The 19,260-nt window shown below is 63.4% G+C and carries 18 protein-coding genes, 1 tRNA gene and 1 pseudogene; 11 read left to right on the top strand and 9 right to left on the bottom strand.

What is annotated here, in order from left to right; genetic code table 11:
• Positions 1-370 precede the first annotated feature (370 nt).
• From ACPUER_RS24320 to egtB, 5 genes are all read right to left on the bottom strand, one after another.
• Entirely contained in the window at positions 371-748 is a 378-nt protein-coding gene (locus ACPUER_RS24320; protein ID WP_310139120.1) for a hypothetical protein, read from the bottom strand.
• A gap of 205 nt (positions 749-953) precedes the next feature.
• Complete coding sequence (locus ACPUER_RS24315) at positions 954-1,208, bottom strand: glycine zipper 2TM domain protein (protein ID WP_034183774.1); 255 nt, start codon at positions 1,206-1,208, stop codon at positions 954-956.
• A 37-nt stretch (positions 1,209-1,245) separates the two neighbouring features.
• The gene (locus ACPUER_RS24310) at positions 1,246-1,548 is read right to left on the bottom strand and encodes a hypothetical protein (protein ID WP_175748327.1); all 303 of its coding nucleotides are present in this window, start codon (positions 1,546-1,548) and stop codon (positions 1,246-1,248) included.
• Positions 1,549-1,843: 295 nt separating this feature from the next.
• Entirely contained in the window at positions 1,844-2,857 is a 1,014-nt protein-coding gene (egtD, locus tag ACPUER_RS24305; RefSeq protein ID WP_425132346.1) for an L-histidine N(alpha)-methyltransferase, read from the bottom strand.
• Positions 2,841-4,064 carry an ergothioneine biosynthesis protein EgtB gene (gene egtB / locus ACPUER_RS24300; protein ID WP_425132345.1) on the bottom strand — a complete coding sequence of 408 codons (1,224 nt, stop codon included), beginning with the start codon at positions 4,062-4,064 and terminating at the stop codon, positions 2,841-2,843. Before egtB ends, egtD begins: the two co-directional genes overlap by 17 nt.
• Positions 4,065-4,614: 550 nt before the next feature.
• Between egtB and ACPUER_RS24295 the strand changes: the two genes are divergently transcribed.
• Positions 4,615-5,091 carry a carboxymuconolactone decarboxylase family protein gene (locus ACPUER_RS24295; protein ID WP_425132344.1) on the top strand — a complete coding sequence of 159 codons (477 nt, stop codon included), beginning with the start codon at positions 4,615-4,617 and terminating at the stop codon, positions 5,089-5,091.
• The gene (locus tag ACPUER_RS24290) at positions 5,091-5,972 is read left to right on the top strand and encodes a sigma-70 family RNA polymerase sigma factor (protein WP_425132343.1); all 882 of its coding nucleotides are present in this window, start codon (positions 5,091-5,093) and stop codon (positions 5,970-5,972) included. Before ACPUER_RS24295 ends, ACPUER_RS24290 begins: the two co-directional genes overlap by 1 nt.
• Positions 5,973-6,083: 111 nt before the next feature.
• On the opposite strand, the gene ACPUER_RS24285 is transcribed toward ACPUER_RS24290, so the two are convergent.
• Both ACPUER_RS24285 and ACPUER_RS24280 read right to left on the bottom strand, forming a co-directional pair.
• Positions 6,084-6,596 (bottom strand): DUF2628 domain-containing protein, encoded by a 513-nt coding sequence (locus ACPUER_RS24285; RefSeq protein WP_425132342.1) that lies wholly within the window; start codon positions 6,594-6,596, stop codon positions 6,084-6,086.
• A gap of 312 nt (positions 6,597-6,908) precedes the next feature.
• Positions 6,909-6,985, bottom strand: a tRNA-Val gene (locus ACPUER_RS24280).
• Between the two features lie 574 nt (positions 6,986-7,559).
• Between ACPUER_RS24280 and ACPUER_RS24275 the strand changes: the two genes are divergently transcribed.
• The 7 genes and pseudogenes from ACPUER_RS24275 to ACPUER_RS24245 all read left to right on the top strand — a co-directional run bounded on the left by ACPUER_RS24275 (position 7,560) and on the right by ACPUER_RS24245 (position 15,762).
• Positions 7,560-7,841 (top strand): hypothetical protein, encoded by a 282-nt coding sequence (locus ACPUER_RS24275; protein ID WP_175962634.1) that lies wholly within the window; start codon positions 7,560-7,562, stop codon positions 7,839-7,841.
• Positions 7,842-8,250: 409 nt separating this feature from the next.
• Entirely contained in the window at positions 8,251-11,025 is a 2,775-nt protein-coding gene (locus tag ACPUER_RS24270; protein WP_425132341.1) for a type VI secretion system Vgr family protein, read from the top strand.
• A 2-nt stretch (positions 11,026-11,027) separates the two neighbouring features.
• Positions 11,028-12,614, top strand: a complete 1,587-nt coding sequence (locus ACPUER_RS24265) for a hypothetical protein (protein ID WP_425132340.1) — start codon at positions 11,028-11,030, stop codon at positions 12,612-12,614.
• A complete protein-coding gene (locus tag ACPUER_RS24260) occupies positions 12,611-13,681 on the top strand; it encodes an Imm72 family immunity protein (RefSeq protein ID WP_425132339.1) in 1,071 nt (356 codons plus the stop codon). The genes ACPUER_RS24265 and ACPUER_RS24260 overlap by 4 nt, the downstream gene beginning before the upstream one ends.
• A gap of 92 nt (positions 13,682-13,773) precedes the next feature.
• Positions 13,774-14,706 (top strand): annotated as a pseudogene (locus tag ACPUER_RS24255) (Imm72 family immunity protein).
• The gene (locus ACPUER_RS24250; protein ID WP_425132338.1) at positions 14,703-15,020 is read left to right on the top strand and encodes a hypothetical protein; all 318 of its coding nucleotides are present in this window, start codon (positions 14,703-14,705) and stop codon (positions 15,018-15,020) included. The pseudogene ACPUER_RS24255 and the gene ACPUER_RS24250 overlap by 4 nt, the downstream one beginning before the upstream one ends.
• A gap of 562 nt (positions 15,021-15,582) precedes the next feature.
• Positions 15,583-15,762, top strand: a complete 180-nt coding sequence (locus ACPUER_RS24245) for a hypothetical protein (RefSeq protein WP_425132337.1) — start codon at positions 15,583-15,585, stop codon at positions 15,760-15,762.
• A gap of 63 nt (positions 15,763-15,825) precedes the next feature.
• On the opposite strand, the gene ACPUER_RS24240 is transcribed toward ACPUER_RS24245, so the two are convergent.
• Together ACPUER_RS24240 and ACPUER_RS24235 are read right to left on the bottom strand one after the other, a co-directional pair.
• Positions 15,826-16,584 carry an anti-sigma factor family protein gene (locus ACPUER_RS24240; RefSeq protein WP_425132336.1) on the bottom strand — a complete coding sequence of 253 codons (759 nt, stop codon included), beginning with the start codon at positions 16,582-16,584 and terminating at the stop codon, positions 15,826-15,828.
• Positions 16,581-17,102: a sigma-70 family RNA polymerase sigma factor gene (locus tag ACPUER_RS24235; protein ID WP_425132335.1), complete on the bottom strand. Its 522-nt coding sequence runs from the start codon at positions 17,100-17,102 to the stop codon at positions 16,581-16,583. Before ACPUER_RS24235 ends, ACPUER_RS24240 begins: the two co-directional genes overlap by 4 nt.
• Positions 17,103-17,259: 157 nt before the next feature.
• On the opposite strand from ACPUER_RS24235, the gene ACPUER_RS24230 reads away from it, so the two are divergent.
• Both ACPUER_RS24230 and ACPUER_RS24225 read left to right on the top strand, forming a co-directional pair.
• Positions 17,260-18,348: a catalase family peroxidase gene (locus ACPUER_RS24230; RefSeq protein ID WP_425132334.1), complete on the top strand. Its 1,089-nt coding sequence runs from the start codon at positions 17,260-17,262 to the stop codon at positions 18,346-18,348.
• On the top strand, positions 18,348-18,878 hold the full coding sequence (locus tag ACPUER_RS24225; protein WP_425132333.1) for a cytochrome b: 531 nt from the start codon (positions 18,348-18,350) through the stop codon (positions 18,876-18,878). Before ACPUER_RS24230 ends, ACPUER_RS24225 begins: the two co-directional genes overlap by 1 nt.
• Positions 18,879-19,260: the final 382 nt, after the last annotated feature.

The raw sequence follows: 19,260 nt of genomic DNA, 5'->3' as shown, positions 1-19,260 counted from the left end.
GGCGGCGACGAGCCGCCCCAGACTGCTGACGAACCCCACGTTTTTCGGAGCGTGGGGTTTTGTTTTTCCGGGAACGGGCTCGGAGGGTCGCGCAGAGCGAGTAGATCGATCTGCCGCGCAAACGACTCGCGAGGCGCAGTTTTTTTCGTGGATCGGGCCGTGCGCCGGCACCCGTGCGATGCCCGCTACCGGCGTCGATTTCCCGTCCGTTATCCGCGCGAAAGCGATTCGTATTCTCGCGCGTTTGCGGCGCGGTTACGGCTGGTTGCAAATCGGGTCGGCACGATGTTTTTGCGCGACAGCGGCGTGGCGTTGCCGCCATGAAAAAAGGGGCGCCGAAGCGCCCTTCCATCGCATTTGCGCGCCGTGCTTACAGCGTGCGGCCGAATGCGTTGCGATGCGAATGATGCGTGGACGTCGACGCATGCGCGGTATGGCCGTGCGTATGCCCGTGCGTGTGACCCTGGCCCGGCTGCACGCCGGCGCGATCGGCGATCGTATCGGAGCGGTCGGCCGCGCGCGCCAGGCCCTTGTCGCGGTCGCCCGCATGAATGCCGTTCGAGTTGCTGAGCGCCGAGCCGCTCATGTGGCCGCCGGACATGCCGCCCGCGTTGCCGCCCAAGCCGCCTGCGCCATGACCGCTGCCACCGTTGCCACCGCCGTTGCCGCCGGCGGCCGCATACGCGGAAACCGTGCCGAGCGCGAGCAGCGCGGCCGTCAGTACGGACAGATATCGTTGAGTTTTCATCTTGTGCTCCCTGGAGCGCGTTTGTGTGATTGCATTCTAGGAACGCGCACGATTCGCGCCACACCACGTTGTAAATGATCGTAACGATGCGCGCGGCATGCATTCATCAGATCAATCCGGATGGCGCCGCCATCCTGTCATGCGTGAACGGGGAAACGAAGCAGGCGGGCGCGGCGCCGCAGCGCCGCCCCGGTGACGATTGTGCTTACTGCGCCGGCTGCATGCCCTGCACGGCGGCCTTGTGCTGCGCGGCCTGCTCTTGCGCGTGCTTCTTCGCCATGTGGTGGCCGACGATACAGCCGCCGACCGCACCGGCGACGGCGTGGTGCCCGGCGTAGTGGCCGGCAACACCGCCGACCACCGCGCCCTTCATGCAACCCGCCGCGTGCGCGCTGCCGATCGTTGCGAGCGCAACGATGGCGGCGGTGGCGCACAGCCTGATGTGTCGAATGGGCATCATGTGTTCACACTCCTCTTGTATCGATTATTCGAACCGCTTAATCCCAGCGGCCGCCGCGCCAGCCGCCGCGATCGCGCCACTCGTGCTCGCGCCATTCACGGCGACGCCACTCGTGTTCGCGCCATTCGCGCTCACGCCAGCCATCGCGCCAACCGTCGCCGCGGTAGCCGACCGGTGCATACATGACCGGCGGAGGCGGAGCCACGTAGACGGGCGCCGGCGCCGCGTAGACGCCCGGCACGCCGATGCCGACCGACAGGTCGACGTGGGCCGATGCGACGCCCGAAGCTGCCAGCGCCGCTACACCGAGAACTGCACCGAGAATAAGTTTCTTGCTCATCTCGCGACTCCCTGCACGTGTCGTGCTTCATGTGAATACGGTTCGGAGTCTAGGCACGGGGCGCCGACACAGGTGAAACGGGTATGCGAGACCGGTAACGGGCGTTTACGGCGATCCGCAAAGCCTTGCAGGACAAGGGAGAGGCCGGATTCAAAATGCCGTTGCAACGGCGCATCGAGCCGGTAAAAAGGGGATTTTCAGCACGAAACCGGGCGATCGGAGCGCGACGGAGTGCTCGGCGTGCCCGGAGTACGAACCGCCCGCACCGTGCGCGAGCGGTTCGCCGGAGCGCGCGTTACGCGCGGATATCGTCGACGCTGCGCAGCCAGTGCACGCTGAACAGGTTGTCGGCGTCGGTCCACACGGTATCGGGCTCGAATCCTGCGCGGCGCGCGATCGCATGGAAGCCGTCGATCGTGAACTTGTGCGAATTCTCCGTGTGGATGCGCTCGCCGGCCTCGAAGCGGAACGCATGGCCGCGCACGTGCACCGTCTGCGCGAGGTCGCTGACGAGATGCATCTCGATGCGCTGCCGCTCGCGGTCGTAGAAAGCGCAATGCGAGAACGCGTCGAGATCGAAGTCCGCGCCGAGCTCGGCGTTGGCGCGCACGAGCAGGTTCAGGTTGAACTGCGCGGTCACGCCCTGCGCGTCGTTGTACGCGTGATGCAGCGTGCGCTCGTCCTTCACGAGATCGGCGCCGACCAGCAAGCCGCCGCCGCGCAGCAGTCGCGCGGCATCGCGCAGGAACGCGTCGGCCTCTTCCGGCGAGAAGTTGCCGATCGTCGAGCCGGGAAAGAAACCGATGCGCCGCCGCGGCGTCTCGGTCAGCTCGGCCAGTTGCTCGGCCTTCGTGTAGTCGGCCGCGATCGGCGCGACGTCGAGCCACGGATAGGCCGAACGCAGCCGCGCGGCTGCGCCGTGCAGGTAGTCGGCCGAGATGTCGACCGGCACGTAGCGCGCCGGCGCGTTCGCGTAGTTGCCCGCGAACGCGTCGAGCAGCACGCGGATCTTCTCGAGCGAGCCCGCGCCGAATTCGACGATGTCCGCATGCGGGCCGACGCGCCGCACGATCTCCGCCGCGCGATCGCGCAGGATGCCGAGCTCGGTGCGTGTCGGGTAGTACTCGGGCAGTTCGCAGATGCGGTCGAACAGCGCGGAGCCGGCCGCATCGTAGAAGTATTTCGGCGAAATGCTGCGCGGCGTGCGCGACAGTCCGTCGATCAGGTCGCGCTCGAACGCGCTCGGCCGCGAATCGCGGGCGGGTTGCAGGCCACCGCTCGTGGCCGTGAGGTCAGACGTCTCGCGCAAGTCGCACCCCCGTGAATTGCCAGCGCGCGGCCGGCGGAAAGAAATTGCGGTACGTCGGCCGTTCGTGCCCGGGCGGCGTCGCGATGCTGCTGCCGCGCAGGACCTGCTGGCTGACCATGAACTTGCCGTTGTATTCGGCCGCGACACCCGCGAGCGGCCGAAAGCCCGGATACGGCTCGTAGGACGAACGCGTCCATTGCCATACGTGCCCGAGCATCTGCACGATGCCTTCAGCAGCGAACGCGGCTTCCCATTCGAACTCGGTCGGCAGCCGCGCGCCGGCCCATTCCGCATACGCGGCCGCTTCGTAGAAGCTCACGTGACACACCGGTGCGTCAGGCGCGAGCGGTTCGACGCCGTGCAGGCCGAACGTGCGCCGCACGCGCGTGGCGGCCGCATCGTCGTCGTCGGGCATCCAGTACGCGGGCCCTTGCCACCCTTCCCGCTGCACCGTGGCCCAGCCGTCGGACAGCCAGTATTCGGGACGTGTATAGCCGCCGTCGGCGACGAACGCCGCGAATTCCGCATTCGTCACGAGCCGGTTCGCGATCTCGTACGGCCGTACGAGCGCCGTATGGCGCGGCCGTTCGTTGTCGAACGAGAACGCATCGCCGTCGTGGCCGATCTCGACGAGCCCGCCCGGCTGGTGCAGCCAGTGCTGCGCGCCGGCATCGCCCGCAGCCAATGCGTCGCCGTCGGCCCCGTTGCGCGGCCGGAACGCCGGCTTCAGCGGGTTGCACGAGAACGCATGCAGCATGTCCGTGACGATCAGCTCCTGGTGCTGCTGCTCGTGATGCAGGCCGAGCTCGATCTCGGGCGCGATTGCATCGAGCAGCGCCGGATCGGCGCCGGCCAGCGCGCGCAGCATCGCTTCGTCGACGTGCTGCCGGTACGCGTGCACCTCGTCGAGCGACGGCCGCGTGAGCAGCCCGCGCTGCGGCCGCGGATGGCGCGGGCCGAGCGCTTCGTAATAGGAATTGAAGAGGAACTGGAAGGCGTCGTCGAACGGCGCGTAGCCGGGCACGCGGCGCATCAGCACGACGGTTTCGAAGAACCAGGTCGTATGCGCGAGGTGCCATTTCGTCGGGCTCGCATCGGGCATCGACTGCACGGCCTGGTCTTCGGCGGACAGTGTCGCGGTCAACGCGACGCTATGGGCGCGCACGTCCTGGAAACGGCGCTGAAGCTGTGATGCAAGGAGGCTCATCGGTTTACCGTTCACGTCGCAATTCGCTGCGTTGCGTTGCCGGAAAAGGGAAAGCCTAGCGCGTGATGCGCGCGGCTGACGTGCGACCTGCTGCTGCGTCGTCGGGCAGCCGGCGCGCGCGCCGGGCCGCTGATGCGGCTTCACTTCATCTGCCCGTGCAGAACAGTATGGTCCAGAAATGTGAATGCTGCGAATCGGGATGCGGATGAAACGTGATCGAAAGATAAATGAAAGCGTTAGTCGTGCGCGTGTCGCATGCGTGACAGACCGTCGATGCGCGCCGGAGTGCGGCGTTGCGGGGGTGTGCAACGCACATGCCGGCTGTTGCGGCTACTGACGGCCCATGACATCCGCGCGGCGATCGTGATGGCTCGGCGACGCGTGGGGTTCTCGTCTGACAAACGCTGTCACGTCGTCCGGTCGTTCGTGGTCGTCGGCACTCTGCTGACCCGCGTTCCCGCGCCCTTCCAAAAATTTTTTGCATCGATGTCACATGCGCGGGGGGTTCGCTCGTCATATCACCGGAACCCACACGAAAGGAGAAGGAACCATGACTGCGAAACTCAATCCGTTTGCTGCCGCGCCCGCGCTGATGAAGAACTGGATGACCGTGTCGGTCGCCGCCGCCGGGAGCCTCGAGCCGACGCTGATCGAGCTGGTCAAGATCCGCGCCTCACAGATCAACGCGTGCGCGAACTGCATTAACATGCACACCGCCGAGGCGCGCGAGCAAGGCGAGACCGAGCAGCGCATCTACCTGCTCTCCGCGTGGCGCGAAGCGCCCTGCTACACCGACCGCGAATGCGCGGCGCTCGGCTGGACCGACGCGCTCACGCGGCTGTCCGAGGGCCACGCCGCGCACGAAGCGGCTTATGCGGCGCTGAACGACCACTTCAGCCAGGAGGAACAGGTGAAACTCACGCTGATGATCAACGTGATCAACGGCTGGAACCGGCTCGCTGTCGGCTTCGGGCTGTGGATCGAGCCGGCCGACGCGAAGGCCGCTGCCGCGAAGATGGTGGCCTGATGACGAACCTCGATCCGGCCGCGGGCAGCACCGAAGAACCGGCCGACGCGGCCGCGAGCTTCGACCCGCTGCGCCGCACGCTGGTCCGCGTCGCGTACCGGATGCTCGGTTCCGTCGCGGATGCCGAGGACATGGTGCAGGAGGCGTTCATCCGCTGGATGGACGTCGACCGCACCGAAGTGCGCGTGCCCGAGGCGTTCCTGCGCCGCATGGTGATGCGCATGTGCCTCGACCAGTTGAAGTCCGCGCGGCACCAGCGCGAAACCTATATCGGCCCGTGGCTGCCCGAGCCGGTCGTCGAGGAAGATGAACAGGAAGACGTCACGCTGCCGCTGATGCTCGCGCTCGAACGGCTCTCGCCGCTCGAACGCGCGGCGTTCCTGCTGCACGACGTATTCGGCCTCGAGTTCGACGAAGTCGCCACGACGATCCAGCGCGACCCGGCCGCATGCCGGCAGCTCGCCGCGCGGGCCCGCACGCACGTGCGCGAGGCGCGGCCGCGGTTTCATGTCGAGAAGCAGCGCGGGATCGAATTGGCCGAGGCGTTCTTCGCGGCATCGCGCAGCGGCGATATGCGCGCGCTCGGCGCGATGCTCGCCGAGGACGTGAGCCTGCATTCGGACGGCGGCGGCAAGCGTACGGCCGCAGGCAAGCCGGTGTTCGGCTTCGAGCGCGTGATGAAGGTGCACGAATACCTGGCCGAACTGTTCGCCACGCATGCGTCGAAGCTCGTGAGGGCCGGATTCATCAACGGGCTGCCGGGTTTCGTTACGCTGGAATCGGATGGTGAGCTGCAGACGACGGCGCTCGAGATCGAGGACGGGAAGATCGTCGCGATCTATGTCGTGCGGAATCCTGACAAGTTGAAGCATTTGCATTGAGGGTGGCGCGGGGGCGCATCGCGTGTCGTATGCGATGGCGCTCCGCCCGCTTCTCGCTCGCCTCTTCCTGCTTCTCCGCCCTGCTTTGCCGATCGTCGGCTGTCGCGGTTACTACGTCGCGACCACGACGTTGCGGATCATGATCATCAGGAAACCGAGCAGCGGCGTCGCGATGGCGAACCCGGTCGCCGCCAGCCAGTTCGTGCCGCCTTGCGCCTCCAGCAGCGCGAGAAACGATTGGTTCGACGTCGCGTTCGGACGCAGCTTTTCGATCTTGCGTTCGACGTGCGTCTTGTAGATGCCGTTCCCGCACCAGCCGAGCGCGACTGCGATCCCGATGGTGACCGGGTCGAGCGTGCTCGATTCGAAGTATTTCGGGAAGTACAGCAACTCGACCAGCGTGATGCCGAGCGTGACGCCCAGCACGGCGGCCGCCTGCCAGTACATGCATCGATACGCCATCCAGACCGGGCCCAGGAAACAGGCTGCCCAGTTCCAGGACTGCCGGTTCTTGCGCGATGCGGCGATCTCCCACTTTCGCTTGAACCAAGCGGCTTTCTTGCCGACGTAAGCGGCGATTTCGTCGTTGCTCGCGGACGATGCGGTGGTCGTGACCTCGGACATGGTCGTTTGCTCTCAGTCGCGCGGATCGCGCGTTGTTGTTTTGATGCGGTTTGGGTACGCTGGAAATCGAGCAGCTTGCGGAGCGCGCGCTTCGATGCGCACACGATTCTACTCGGTGCGTATTGCTGGTCGGTAGATCTGGATGTCGATGAGGATGCGATGCCGTGGATCGCGCAACGCATCGGGGCAACATGCGTTGTTTCGGCCGGAAAAAGAAAAACGCCACGCGAGGTTGCCGCGTGGCGTTTGTATGTTTGGCGAGCCGGATTGCCTGTAGGCAATTCGCGCTGCCGACCCCTTCATTTTGTTCGTTGGTAGGCTCGATTGGATTCGAACCAACGACCCCCACCATGTCAAGGTGGTGCTCTAACCAACTGAGCTACGAGCCTAAGAAGCCGCGAATTATAGAGAGGGTTTTTGAGGAGCACAAGCCCCTTCGTGAAGATTTTTTGAATCGAGGGCGCGTGTGCGGGTGGGCGGTCTTGTTGGTTGCTGCGAGTACGTGATGCCTCACGTCACAGCGAAACGCGTCGGCGCCGCGAGGTTATCCACATTCCCCTCTGGATAACCGTCCGGCAAGCCTCTGGATTCACAGTGGAGCGATTGAGGATATGTCGTCGAGGCTGTGAATCGACGAAAAGTTGTTCTGTGCTCCGCGGAGCTGTTCACGTGACGCACCCATGGTTATGCATCCCGCTTCGTGTTGATAATTCAGTGCGTTACGGAGGTTATCCACTGTGAGGCACAGGGCTTGTTAACTATCACTACGTATGTATACGAACCCTGTTAACACCTTTGGATAAGCACAGTCCGGCGACTGTGCTTCGCGCAGGATATGCACCGCGAGCAGTGAACGGAAGAACGAAGCAACAGGCTGTGGGGCGTGCGAAGGATGTGCGACTGCCGTGTCTGTAGAATCGCCAGCATTCAGGATGCAACGACCTGGCGGACAGGTTCACGGCAATGACCGATTCTTCGTTGACCAGGGTCGACGCGCTCGATATCGATGCCGTCGTACAACGGTTGCGGCAATTCCCGGGCGACATCGTGTTCGAGCAGCGCGTGTCGATACCCGAAGCCGATGTGCTGTGTTGCCGCTACAAAGGTGAGCAATTCAACGTGAAGTTCGATCTCGACTACGGGGTATTTGTCGATCGTGTCGGCGAGTTGTCCGGTGAAGACATCGCGAAGATCGTCAGATGGCTCACTCTCGGCGAGGCAATCGATGAAGACACCCGTCAATGAGACGCTTGTGATGGATATTGCCGGCCATGTCGCTGTTGTCGTGACGGATGTGGCGGCCGTCGTAGAGGCGCTGGTGCGGCTGGGCTTCGCTCGACAACCCGATCGCTGCTCAGGCTCGATGACGAGGCGGTATTCCAGAAGCTGTAGTGCGCGGGCGAACTGGTTTGTCGAACCTTCCTGCGCAATATGTTGAAGCGCAGTGGCTTGAGCGACGATGACACGCTGGCGTGAATGCAGCGACACGACGACGGTCGACTGATCCGCATGACGGATCGCACAGCGCGTGTTCCAGCCATGTCCTTTCTCATGATCGGACGAATAATCTTAGTACCCTGATTAAACGGTAAAATCTCGCGCGACTGAGTCACAGACACCATCCGAGGGTGCTGAAATAAAAAAGGGCTGCATCATGAACATGCCGGACGTCGGCGCCGCGCTTCGCGGCGGTTTGCTTCAGCAGGATCGTTTGCTTAAGTTGGATACTCCGTTGGGAGCCAACGCACTCGCCGTACAGCGAGCGGTTGGCCGATCGCGGATCGGACGAGACTATGCGTTCACGCTCGACGTTATAGCGGGCAATGACGGTCTTGAGCTCAAGAAGCTGATTGCCCAACCGGCGACGCTGTGGATTCAACAGGCGAACGATGCATATCGGCCCATCAGCGGCTACATCTACACCGCGCGTCGGCTTGGCGCGAATGGCGGTCTGACGACCTATCAACTCGAGCTTCATACGTGGATGTACGTGCTCCGGTTTCGCCGCGACGAGAAGATCTGGATCGACAAGAGCGCAGAGGACATTCTTTCCGATGTGCTGGGCATGCATCCGGAAGCGCGCGGACGGTTCCGGTTTGCTGTGTCGCAACCCTTGGCGAACCGGTCGTACACGCGACAGAGCGAAACGGACTGGAACTTCGTGCACCGGTTGATGGAGGACGAGGGGCTTTACGGCACGTGGCAGCAGGCCGACGACGGCAAGTCGCACACGTTCGTGATCACCGACAACCTGCAGGCGTTCGCGCCGCTGTCGCCGGAGACCGTACGCTCCTATCACGGCGGCGCGGCCAGCGAGGCCGACGCGTTCACGCAATGGTCGGGCACGCGTACGCTGCAGAGCGTGACGCTCACGACGCGCACGTTCGACTATAAGAATCCGTCGCAGTCGGCGAACCCGAAGGGCACGTCGTTGCCGACAATGGGCGGCCAGGGCGAGTTGCCCGACCAGCTCGAAGTCTACGAGTACACCGGTGCATACACGTATCTTGACCAGACGCGTGGCGACCATCTGACGAAGGTGCGGATGGAGGAGTGGGAGTCGCAGGCAAAGCGTTTTCATGGCGCGGGCGGTGTGCGCAGTATCGATGCGGGCCGACGCTTCACGCTGGCCGACCATCCCGAGCACGATCGCGATCCCGCCGATCAGCGCGAATTCGCCGCGATCGAGGTGGCGTGGTGGATCGAGAACAACCTGCCCGTGCTGGGCACCGACTCGGATTTCCCGCATAGCCTGGGGCGCGCGCTGAATCAGGTGCGCGCGCGATATGAAAACACGCCCAGCCTTCAGGTATCGCACGGCGATGGTTCGGTCGGCTTCTATCTCGTCGAAGTCGAAGCGCAACGCGCGAGCGTGCCGTATCGCAGCCTGTTCGAGCATCACAAGCCGGAGATGCATCTCGAGACGGCGATCGTCGTCGGGCCGCAGGGCGAGGAAGTCTATACGGACGCGTTGAACCGGATTCGCGTGCAGTTCGTCTGGGACCGACTGAACCCGGGCAACGAGAACGCGTCGTGCTGGGTGCGCGTCGTGCAGTCGGATACGGGGGGCGGCTACGGCGGCGTGCACGTGCCGCGCATCGGCGAGGAAGTGCTGATCGACTACGTCGGTGGCGACTGCGACCGGCCGCTTGCAGTCGGGCGCGTATACAACGGCGCGAACCAGCCGCAGTGGCATACCGACGGGATCCTGTCCGGATATCGGTCGAAAGAGTATTCGGGCGGCGGCTACAACCAGCTCGTGATGGACGACGCGACCGGGCAGAACCGCGTGCAGCTGATGAGCAGCAGCGCGAACAGCCTGCTGCATCTCGGCTACATCATCGACCAGAGCGGCAATTCGCGCGGCTCGTATCTCGGCAGCGGCTTCGACCTGCGCTCGGATGCGTACGGCGCGGTGCGGGCGAGCCAGGGCTTGTACGTGACCACGCATCCGAAGGCGGCGAACAGCCAGCCGCTCGACGTGAAGGAGGCGCAGCAGCAGCTTGTGACGGGCGAGAGCCTTGTTGAAGCGATGTCGGGCGTGAGCGAGCAGCATCAGGCGGAAAGCCTGAAGGACGCACAGGACACGATGCGCGCGTTCACGGATGCGACGCAGGACAGCGCCTCGGGCAGCGCCGCCGGCGGACGTACGGCAGGCGGCGGCACGGGCAATGCGAACGCGTTCAAGGAACCGGTGATGCTGTTCGGCAGCCCGTCGGGTATCGGGATGTCGACGCAGCAGTCGGTGCATGTGGTTGCGAACGATCACGTGAACGTCGCGAGCGGGCAAAGCGTGCATGTTGCGGCGGGCAAGTCGCTGATCGGCAGCATCGGGCAGAAGCTGAGCCTGTTCGTACAGAACGCAGGGATGAAGCTGTTCGCGGGCAAGGGCAAGGTGGAGATCCAGGCGCAGTCGGACAACGTCGAAGTGACCGCGCAGAAGGCGGTGAAGATCGTGTCGGCGACTGACCGGATCGAGATCGCAGCCGATCAGGGAATCTTGCTGACGAGCGGCGGCGCGTACATCCGGATCAAGGATGGCAACGTCGAGGTTCATGCGCCCGGAAAGGTCGATATCAAAGGCGCGTCGCATACGTTCGCGGGGCCGACGAGCATGGCCTATCCGTTGCCGGCGTTGCCGACTTCCACGCATGCGGCGGCGCTGCAATACCAGTATCACGACAACGAGCCGGTGCAGGGCGCGAAGTACGTCGCGACGCTGTCCGATGGCGCCACGCGCGAAGGCGTGCTGGATTCGCAGGGACGGATGCATCTGGAGAACGTGCCGGCCGGCGCGATCAAGGTCGAACTCGGGCCGGACGCGCGGCCGTATGCGCGCAAGGACACGACCGCCAATCCCGACTACAAGGGAGAGCGCCTCTCCGATGCCGACATCGATTCAATCATCAACAAGCACGGGGGAGCGTGAGCGTGAGCGCAAGCTGGACGATCGAGGATTTCAGGGCAACTTCGCTGGAAGTCGGGCAATGGTGCTGGGGAACGCTGGAAGGCGCATTCAACGAAAAACAGACCATCAGCCAGATCATCGTCGATGCCGTGATCGGCATGATTCCGCTCGTGGGTGACGCGACCGCCGTTCGAGACCTGCTGGCCGTCAGCATCGGCATGAGCCAGGATCCGGTCAAGCGGAACGATACGATGCAGCGCGTGCTGCTGGTCGTACTCATCTTCGCGCTGATCCCGGTGGTGGGCGGTGTCATCAAGGGGGTCGGGCGTTTGCTGCTGAAGGTCACCGGGGATGTCGCGAAAGATGCCGAACTGCTCAACGCGGTCGTGCAATTCCTGAACCGGATGGGGCACGGCGACGCGCCGAAGTGGTTGAAGGCGCTGGACCTGGCCAAGTACCAGGCGCAGGCGATTTCCCGGCTGAAGGACTTTTGCGCGACGGTTCGCGTGGCCATTCAGCGCTCACTCGACGCGCGCGTCGGTCGAATGCTGCCGGACAAATGGCGGGCAGCACTCGAGCGCGTCAGTAGCGGTTTCCACGCGATTCAGGACATGGCCGACAAGATCGTGCCGGAGGCGATCAAGGAGTTGAACGCGAAGCTCAAGGTGTTGCAGAACATGGTCTATCGGGGCGAGGTGCATGAAATCGCGACAGGCGGTGTACCGAAGCTCCAGCGTGAGGCAGAGGCGTATCTGCAGGAGCGCAGGCTAGCCCGCGATATTCGTCGGGGCCGCTTTCCGTCGGCGGAATGCCTGGCTGACGAAGGTAAGGTCGAAGCGTGGCTCAGGGCGAAATACGGCGCGAAAATTGCCGAGGGGTGGCCGGACATCCTCAGGAGGAAAGGCCCGATGCCGATGTTCGAAGAAACGGATGTGTTTCTCGACATCGCGTCGTTCAGCGGTCCGATCAAGGCGCTGACTGCGAAGGAACTCGCGGGCAAGAAGGTATATCGCGTGTTCGGCAACCCGTCCGAATTGGCTAGCTACGAGAAAGGCAGCACGGCGGGTGGCAGGAATCCCGCGTTCTGGGGCGTCGGCGAGCCGCCAAAGACCGCTGAGGAGTGGCGCAGGTTGTCCGCCGTGCTGGATACTTGGAATGGCAACGGGTTCATCGTTGTGATGCAACTGCCGCACGATTTCGGCGAGCGCATGCCGACCGCGAATGCGTGGGCCGGGAAGATCGCCGAGCAGTACGGCACCGCGGTGCCTGTGCAGTATCTCGAGGGCGGAGCAGATCAGTTGGTCGTCGATTTCGGAAAACTGTCGGAATACGTGACCGAAGAAGGAAACAAGATCAAGGAAAAGTTCAAGAATTTCACCGGGCACGCAAACCTGCACGTCGAGCGGGAGTTCGACGGCGTCAAGATCGAGTTCCACAAGACGAATTGGGAGAATGTCGAGAAGGTCTACGGCTACAGCAAGTACGAGGACGACATCCACTATTCGACGAAGACGCGCCGGCTGGCGAGTGACGAAATCCAAACCAAGGCGGCCAACAGCAAAGTGACCGCATCGACTCGATCGGCAGCGAACAACGAAGGTCAGAGATGACGGATACGATCAAGCAGTACGACATGACGGATGACACGACGCGGCGCAGGATTTTCTGGCTGCTGCAACGCTTGACCAGTTTTTCGCTCTGGAAGCACAAGCGCGATGCGTTTGCGATCTTCGCGAACGAATACGAGAACGCAGTGAAGACCTGGCCTGAAGATGGTCCGGAGACCATGCCGGCAGACAATTTGCCGATCATCTTCCAGATACTTGCGCAATACGATCGAGGGTTGTCCGAGCTGGCCCGCGGTTACCGGTTCGTCTGGCAGCGCGGTGAGCCGCTGCAATACGCGGTCGACCGGTATCAGCATCTGAACGCGTATTTCTTCCCTCATCCCGATTACTGGGATCGCGGTGCGCAGGCTGCCCCCTACCCACCGAAGGTCGATGCGCTGGCCCAACTGCTGCACGCATCGGAATACCAGATGGAGTATGCGCCGTTCGAGCCGGGACATACCGACCTCGCAAAACTGCGCTCGGTAGGGCTGTTGCTGTCCCCGAATGCATACAAGCACAGCTTCTACACACTTCCGTATCCGGTGTTTCCGGAGGTCCTGCCGGAGGTTCCGGAAGCTGTCGGCCCCGTGATCAAGTCCGGCGAGAAAGTGCCTTGCGATGGCATCTGGGAACCCGTTACCGTCGAGCAATCGAAATTGCTGGGCGTCATGCCGGTCGGCAATCGCAGTTTACGCGGCAATGGCTGCTTCAATTATTTCATTCGCGACATTCGTGCGCCGAACCTCAGGGATGATGACACGGGAGCACTCGTCAAGACGCACTGGCGACTGTTGTGGGAAGACAAGCGATACGCGGACGGCGTCATCCCCGACGAATCGCAGTATTTCCTCGAGCCGCCGTCAGCGCCGGCGCCGGACCGTGACCCCGTCGCGCAGGTCCGCACTGGCGATCGCTGCCCGGTCTCCGGCGAATGGCAGACGGACGAATACGGCGGCAAGACGCTGCGCGTCGAAGCCGGCGCGGCGATGCCGGACATGCTGGTCAGGGACAACCTGGGCGAACTCAAGGTGCACTGGGTGACGTGGCGCCTGGTGAAGCGCGCGTAGCGAGGAAGGGGGCGGGCAGGGTTGATCGGTGTTCCGTCAAGCTTGATGCTGCGATCGGTAGCGCGATCAGCAGCGAATGGCGAGGGGTAGCGATGACGATTAAGCAGTACGACATGACCGATGACGCGACGCGCCGCAAGGTCTTCTGGCTGCTTCAACGTGTGACCAGTTTTTCGCTCTGGAAGCACAAGCGCGATGCGTTTGCGATCTTCGCGAATGAATTCGAGAACGCGGTGAAGACCTGGCCCAAAGACGGTCCGGAGACCGTGCCGGCAGACAATTTGCCGACCATTTTCGAGATTCTCGCCGCTTACGATAGAGGATTGTCCGAGTTGGCCCGCGGGTATCGGTTCGTCTGGCAGTTCGGAGAGTCGCTGGAATACGCGATCGATCGGTATAACCATTTGAACGCGTATTTCTTCCCTCATCCCGATTACTGGGATCGCGGTGCGTAGGCCGCCCCGTACCCGCTGAAGGTCGATGCGCTGGCCCAACTGCTGCACGCATCGGAGTACCAGGTGGAGTATGCGCCGCTCGAGTCGGGACCTTTGAACAACCGCCTCGCACAACTGCGCTCGGTAGGGCTGCTGCTGTCCCCAAATGCATACAAGCACAGCTTCTACACGCTTTCGTATCCGGTGTTTCCGGAGCACCTGCCGGAGGTTCCGGAAGCCGTCGGCCCGGTGATCAAGTCCGGCCAGAAAGTGCCTTGCGACGGCATCTGGGAACCCGTTTCCGTCGAGCAGTCGAAATTGCTGGGCATTGTGCCGGTCGGCAAGCGCAGTTTGCGCGGCAATGGCTGCTTCAATTATTTCATCCGGGACATCTGCGCGCCAAACCTCAGGGATGACGAGACGCGAGCGGCCGTCAAGACGCACTGGCGACTGATATGGGAAGACAAGCGATATGCGGACGGCGTCATCCCCGACGAATCGCAGTATTTCCTCGAGCCGCCGCAGACGCTCCAGACGAGTGCTGAAACCGTAACGCAGGTCTGGACCGATGATATCGGGAGGACGACGTGAGCAAGCTGAATTTCGGTGCGGTCGATCGGTGTTCCGTCCGACTCAATACGGCGACGCTTCTCGGCCTGAAGTCCGCCTATGAGGAATTTGCGAAGACCGGGCAGGATCCGCGCGATTTCGAGATCTGGATCACGGATGAAAATGCGGCCAGGGTAGAACCGAAGCCCGAGGACTACGTCATCAGCGTAACGTTCGTCGCGAAGATGCCTCCCGGCATGCGCGGGCTCGGCAACGCGAGTCCCCTCGGGACGTCGATCAAGTACGTTGTCTCGCCGGAAAACGGTGAGGTTCTTGGGATTTACCGGACCAAGTGACTTAGGTGGCGGAGAAGGTGCTTAGCCTGCGTGTGTGGATAACAGACGCGCAAAAGGATTCGCAACGCTGTGCATTTTTGGGGTGAGCGTGCATTGGGGTCGCAAGCTGGGCGCGAATCCAGGCGAATCCGACTACGCGCACGCGTGACTGGACCGAAGGCTGTCAATCGCATGTTGTCCACGACGTGATCGCGTGCGGAAAATCCGTCGCGTGTCTTGCCGCTGTCGACAGGTCGCATGTGGACAACCTGCACGCCAAATCAGTCGAATCTCTGTGCGTCGAATGGGTGAGCGTCTTGCCTTTGACATGCCGCATCAGCTAGGGGCCTTGCCTGGCAGGACTCTGTCGGATTTGACCAGATGATGTGGATGGCTCTCGCGCAACGCCCCGGGGTTGAACGTCTTGTGGATATCGAGGCGTCAAAGAACTCGAAATCCTGTGCATTCGCGGGTGAGGGTAATCGAACCCGGAGTAGAGAATCGATTTCCCGAACGGGTTGTGGATATCGCGACCCAAAACAACCCGAAACACTGTGCTGGCGAACGGTGAGCGAGTCGACCGATGACCGCATGCGGCATGGTCCTGACCGATGTGGATATCCTGTTTCGCGACGACTCAAAACCCTGTGATTTCAAAGGTGAGGGCACCGAACGTCGTTTCGATGTGGACAACCCGCCCAGCAAAGTCACTCGAAACGCTGTGCATTCGAGCGGTGAGCGTGAGCACGCTCAAGCCGGCTAAACCCCGTGATTAGAGGCCCTGGCGGCAACCAAGAACCCCCCACCGCGGCGCGCATTGTACCGCTCAAGTCTGCTGATCGAGCGCCTGCGCGACCGCCTTTTCCCCAAGACTCCCGGCCGGCCCGACCACTGCATAGTTGAGCCCGTTCACCGACCCATACCGTGCCAGCAGCGCGCCATCCACGCGTTGCCCGGCCGGCAGCAGCCGATGTACGGATTCCGCCGGCCGGAGATAGAAGCTCAGCGTTCGCCCGGCACCGTCCTCATAGAGCACCATCGCAGCCGTGGCACCGCTGTCCGTCGTGAACAACCGTCCGCCGACCGGCCTGAACCCCGCCGCGCTCAAATCCGGCAGCTTCGCCGACGCGCCCACGCGCTGGGTGAGCCACCCCTGCAAATCTCCCGCACCTGTCGGCCGGTAATCCACCTTCGCCGTCTGATCGACCACCATCATCCGGTAAGCCTCGACCGCATCGCTCATCGGCGCGACAGCCGGCGCCGCATTCCACCCGCGCGCCTGCCACCCGCCAAACGTCCCCAGTCCGACGCAGAACACGAACGAAGCCGCCATCGCGAACCGCATCCGCGTGCGCTCCACCCGCCGTCCACGAATCGCCGCCGGATCGAGCGCCGGGTTGTCCGCCGGCATCCGCACGCTCTCCAGCGCCGCCCTCAACCGCTGCGCATCCTGCTGCCATCGCTTCACCTGTTCCGCGCGCTCCGGATGCAGCGCGAGATAACGCTCGACCGCAGCGCGCGCGTCGTCGTCGAGCTGGCCGTCGACATAGGCCTGAAGGTCGTGTTCGTTCGGAGGCGTGTTCATTTCTTCATCAAGCGCAAAGAAGGAGCGGGAAGCTCGCCGTCGCTGAGCTGGCGCAGCGCCTGGCGCGCGCGGGAGAGCCGCGACATCACGGTGCCGATCGGCGCGTCGAGCAGGTCGGCGACTTCCTGATAGGTGAAGCCCTCGACCGCGACGAGCAGCAGCAGGCTGCGCTGCTCGTCGGAGAGTCGGCCGAACGCTTCGAGCGTCGCGCGCGCCGCGAATTCGCGTTCGGCGGACGGCCAGTGCGCTTCGTCATCGTCGCGGATGCGGCCGAGCAGCCACGCGTAGCGCTTCGCGCTGCGTTTGCCGTCGAGAAACTGCCGGTAAAGGATCGTGAAGAGCCAACTGCGCAGCGACGCGTCGTCGCGGCGGCTCGTCCAGCGCGACAGCGCGCGCTCGAGCGTCGACTGGACGAGATCGTCGGCCGCGTGGACGTCGCGCGCCAGCCAGAGCGCGAAGCGTCGCAGCCTGGGGAGGAGTTCGCGCAACGCTTCGTCGTCGAGGGCGGTGGAGGGCATGGCCGGGCCGGTTGCCGAAAGGGTCGAGATGCCGCGTAGGACGCCGGTCGGCGCCGATTATTCCATCAAGCATAGGAAAAAATTTTTCGTGGAATAAAGTGGCGCGGGTGGCGTCCTACGCGGGTTCGACAATGATCTGACGATCGGGAGTGTATCCATGAAGCAATCTTCCTCTTCTTCGCCGCAGCGCGAGCCCGGGCGCGGGTGGTGGCGCTGGGCCGTGATCGGCGGCGCGGTGGCCGGCGTGGCCGTCGCGTTCGGGTATGTCGGCGGGTGGCTCGCGCCGGCGCGTCTAACCCCGCAGCGGCTCGTCGACGCGCTGCAGACCAACAGCGGCGTCCATCCGGGCTACCGGCGCAATCACGCGAAGGGCGTGTGCGTGACCGGTTACTTCGAAGGCAACGGGGCCGCGAGCGCGTATTCGGTCGCGCCGTTCTTCAAGGCGGTGCGCACGCCGGTGGTCGGGCGGTTCGCGCTGCCGGGCGGGAATCCATATGCGCCCGACAGCAGCGTGCCGATCCGCAGCCTCGCGCTGAAGCTCACCGCGCCCGACGGCGAGCAATGGCGGACCGGGATGAACGCGATGCCCGTGTTTCCGGTGGCGACGCCGCAGGCGTTTTATCAGCTGACGGTGGCGACCGGGCCCGATCCGAAGACGGGCAAGCCTGATCCGGCGAAGGCGAAGGCGTTTTTCGGCGCACATCCGGAGACGGCCGCGTTCCTGCAATGGGTGAAGGGTGCGAAACCGAGCGCGAGCTACGTCACCGAGAGTTACTACGGGTTGAATGCGTTCTACTTCGTCGATGCAGCCGGCAAGCGGCAGGCGGTGAGGTGGCGCGTCGTGCCGGAGCAGACGGCCGGCGCCGGGGACGTCGCGACGGCCGCGGATCCGAACGTGTTGCAGCAGGACGTGACGCGGCGCATCGCGGCCGGTGCGCAGAAGTGGAAGCTGCTGGTCACCTTGGCGGAGCCTGGCGATCCGGTGGACGACGCGACGAAGGTCTGGCCCGCGCAGCGGACGACGATCGATGCGGGGACGCTCGTGCTCGATCGCGTGGAGGCGCAGGACAGCGGGCCGTGCCGCGACGTGAATTACGACCCGACGGTGCTGCCGCAGGGGATTCAGGTGTCGGGGGATCCGTTGCTGGCGGCGCGGTCGGCGGCTTATGCGGATTCGTATCTGCGGCGGACCAGTGAAGAGGCTGGCGTGGCAGGGGTGGCCAAGTTGAGTTCGGAGGGGCGGTGATGAAGACTTCTACGACGTTTAGTCTGCCGGCGAGGGTGCTGCATTGGGTGATGGCCGCGATGATCGTCGCGATGCTGTTTATCGGCGTGGGGATGGTTTCGTCCGTCTCCGAGCGGCATGCGGTTTTGGTGGCTCTGCACAAGCCGCTGGGTATCGCCGTGCTGGTGCTTGTTTGCGTGCGGATCGTGGTGCGGTTTTTGTCGAAGCCGCCGGCGTTGCCTGAAGACTTGCCGTGGTGGCAGAAGGTTGCCGCGCATGGGTCGCATCTCGTGCTGTATGCGCTGATGGTTGCGATGCCGTTGATCGGGTGGGCGATGCTGTCGGCGGGCGGGTATCCGGTGATGCTGGGCGATGGCGTGCAGTTGCCGGCTCTGGTGTCGGCTGATCCCGTGACGTTTGCATGGCTCAGGGTCGCGCATCGGGTACTGGCTTACCTGTTCTTCGCGACGTTCCTCGCGCACTTTGCGGCGGCGCTGTATCACGGGTTGATTCGGAGGGATGGCGTGGTGAGGGCGATGGTAGGCCGGTGAGCGACGGAAGGTTGCGTTCGCTGCGGCGGGGCGGTTCATGGGCTACCGGCGTACCCGCGTTGCCGCCTCTATGCCACCGGCTGCAACCCTGTTGATCCCCGGCTCCACCTCCTGCCAAAAAAATGTTTCAAGAATTTTTCAAAAAGTACTTGACGGCGAAGTCGGGGAAAACCATAATTCGGCCTCTCTTGATTGAGACGCGAAACAAACGAGACGTTTGAAACGCGACGTTCTTTAAAAATTAACAGCCGATAAGTGTGGGCGCTTGATGGAAGCGAGCTGATCCTCGGATCAGATAGCGAAAGTATCAAGAGTCTCACACTAAAGTAAGTCAGGTTTATGAAGTGATTCATATTCCTGTCAGCTTTGAGTGAGCGACCGG

Origin of the sequence: Burkholderia sp. DN3021 (assembly GCF_049805555.1) — a bacterium.
GTDB lineage: Bacteria > Pseudomonadota > Gammaproteobacteria > Burkholderiales > Burkholderiaceae > Burkholderia > Burkholderia pyrrocinia_C.
The sequence above is the reverse complement of the archived record's forward strand: the minus strand, read 5'-3'. Positions and strand labels throughout refer to the sequence as shown.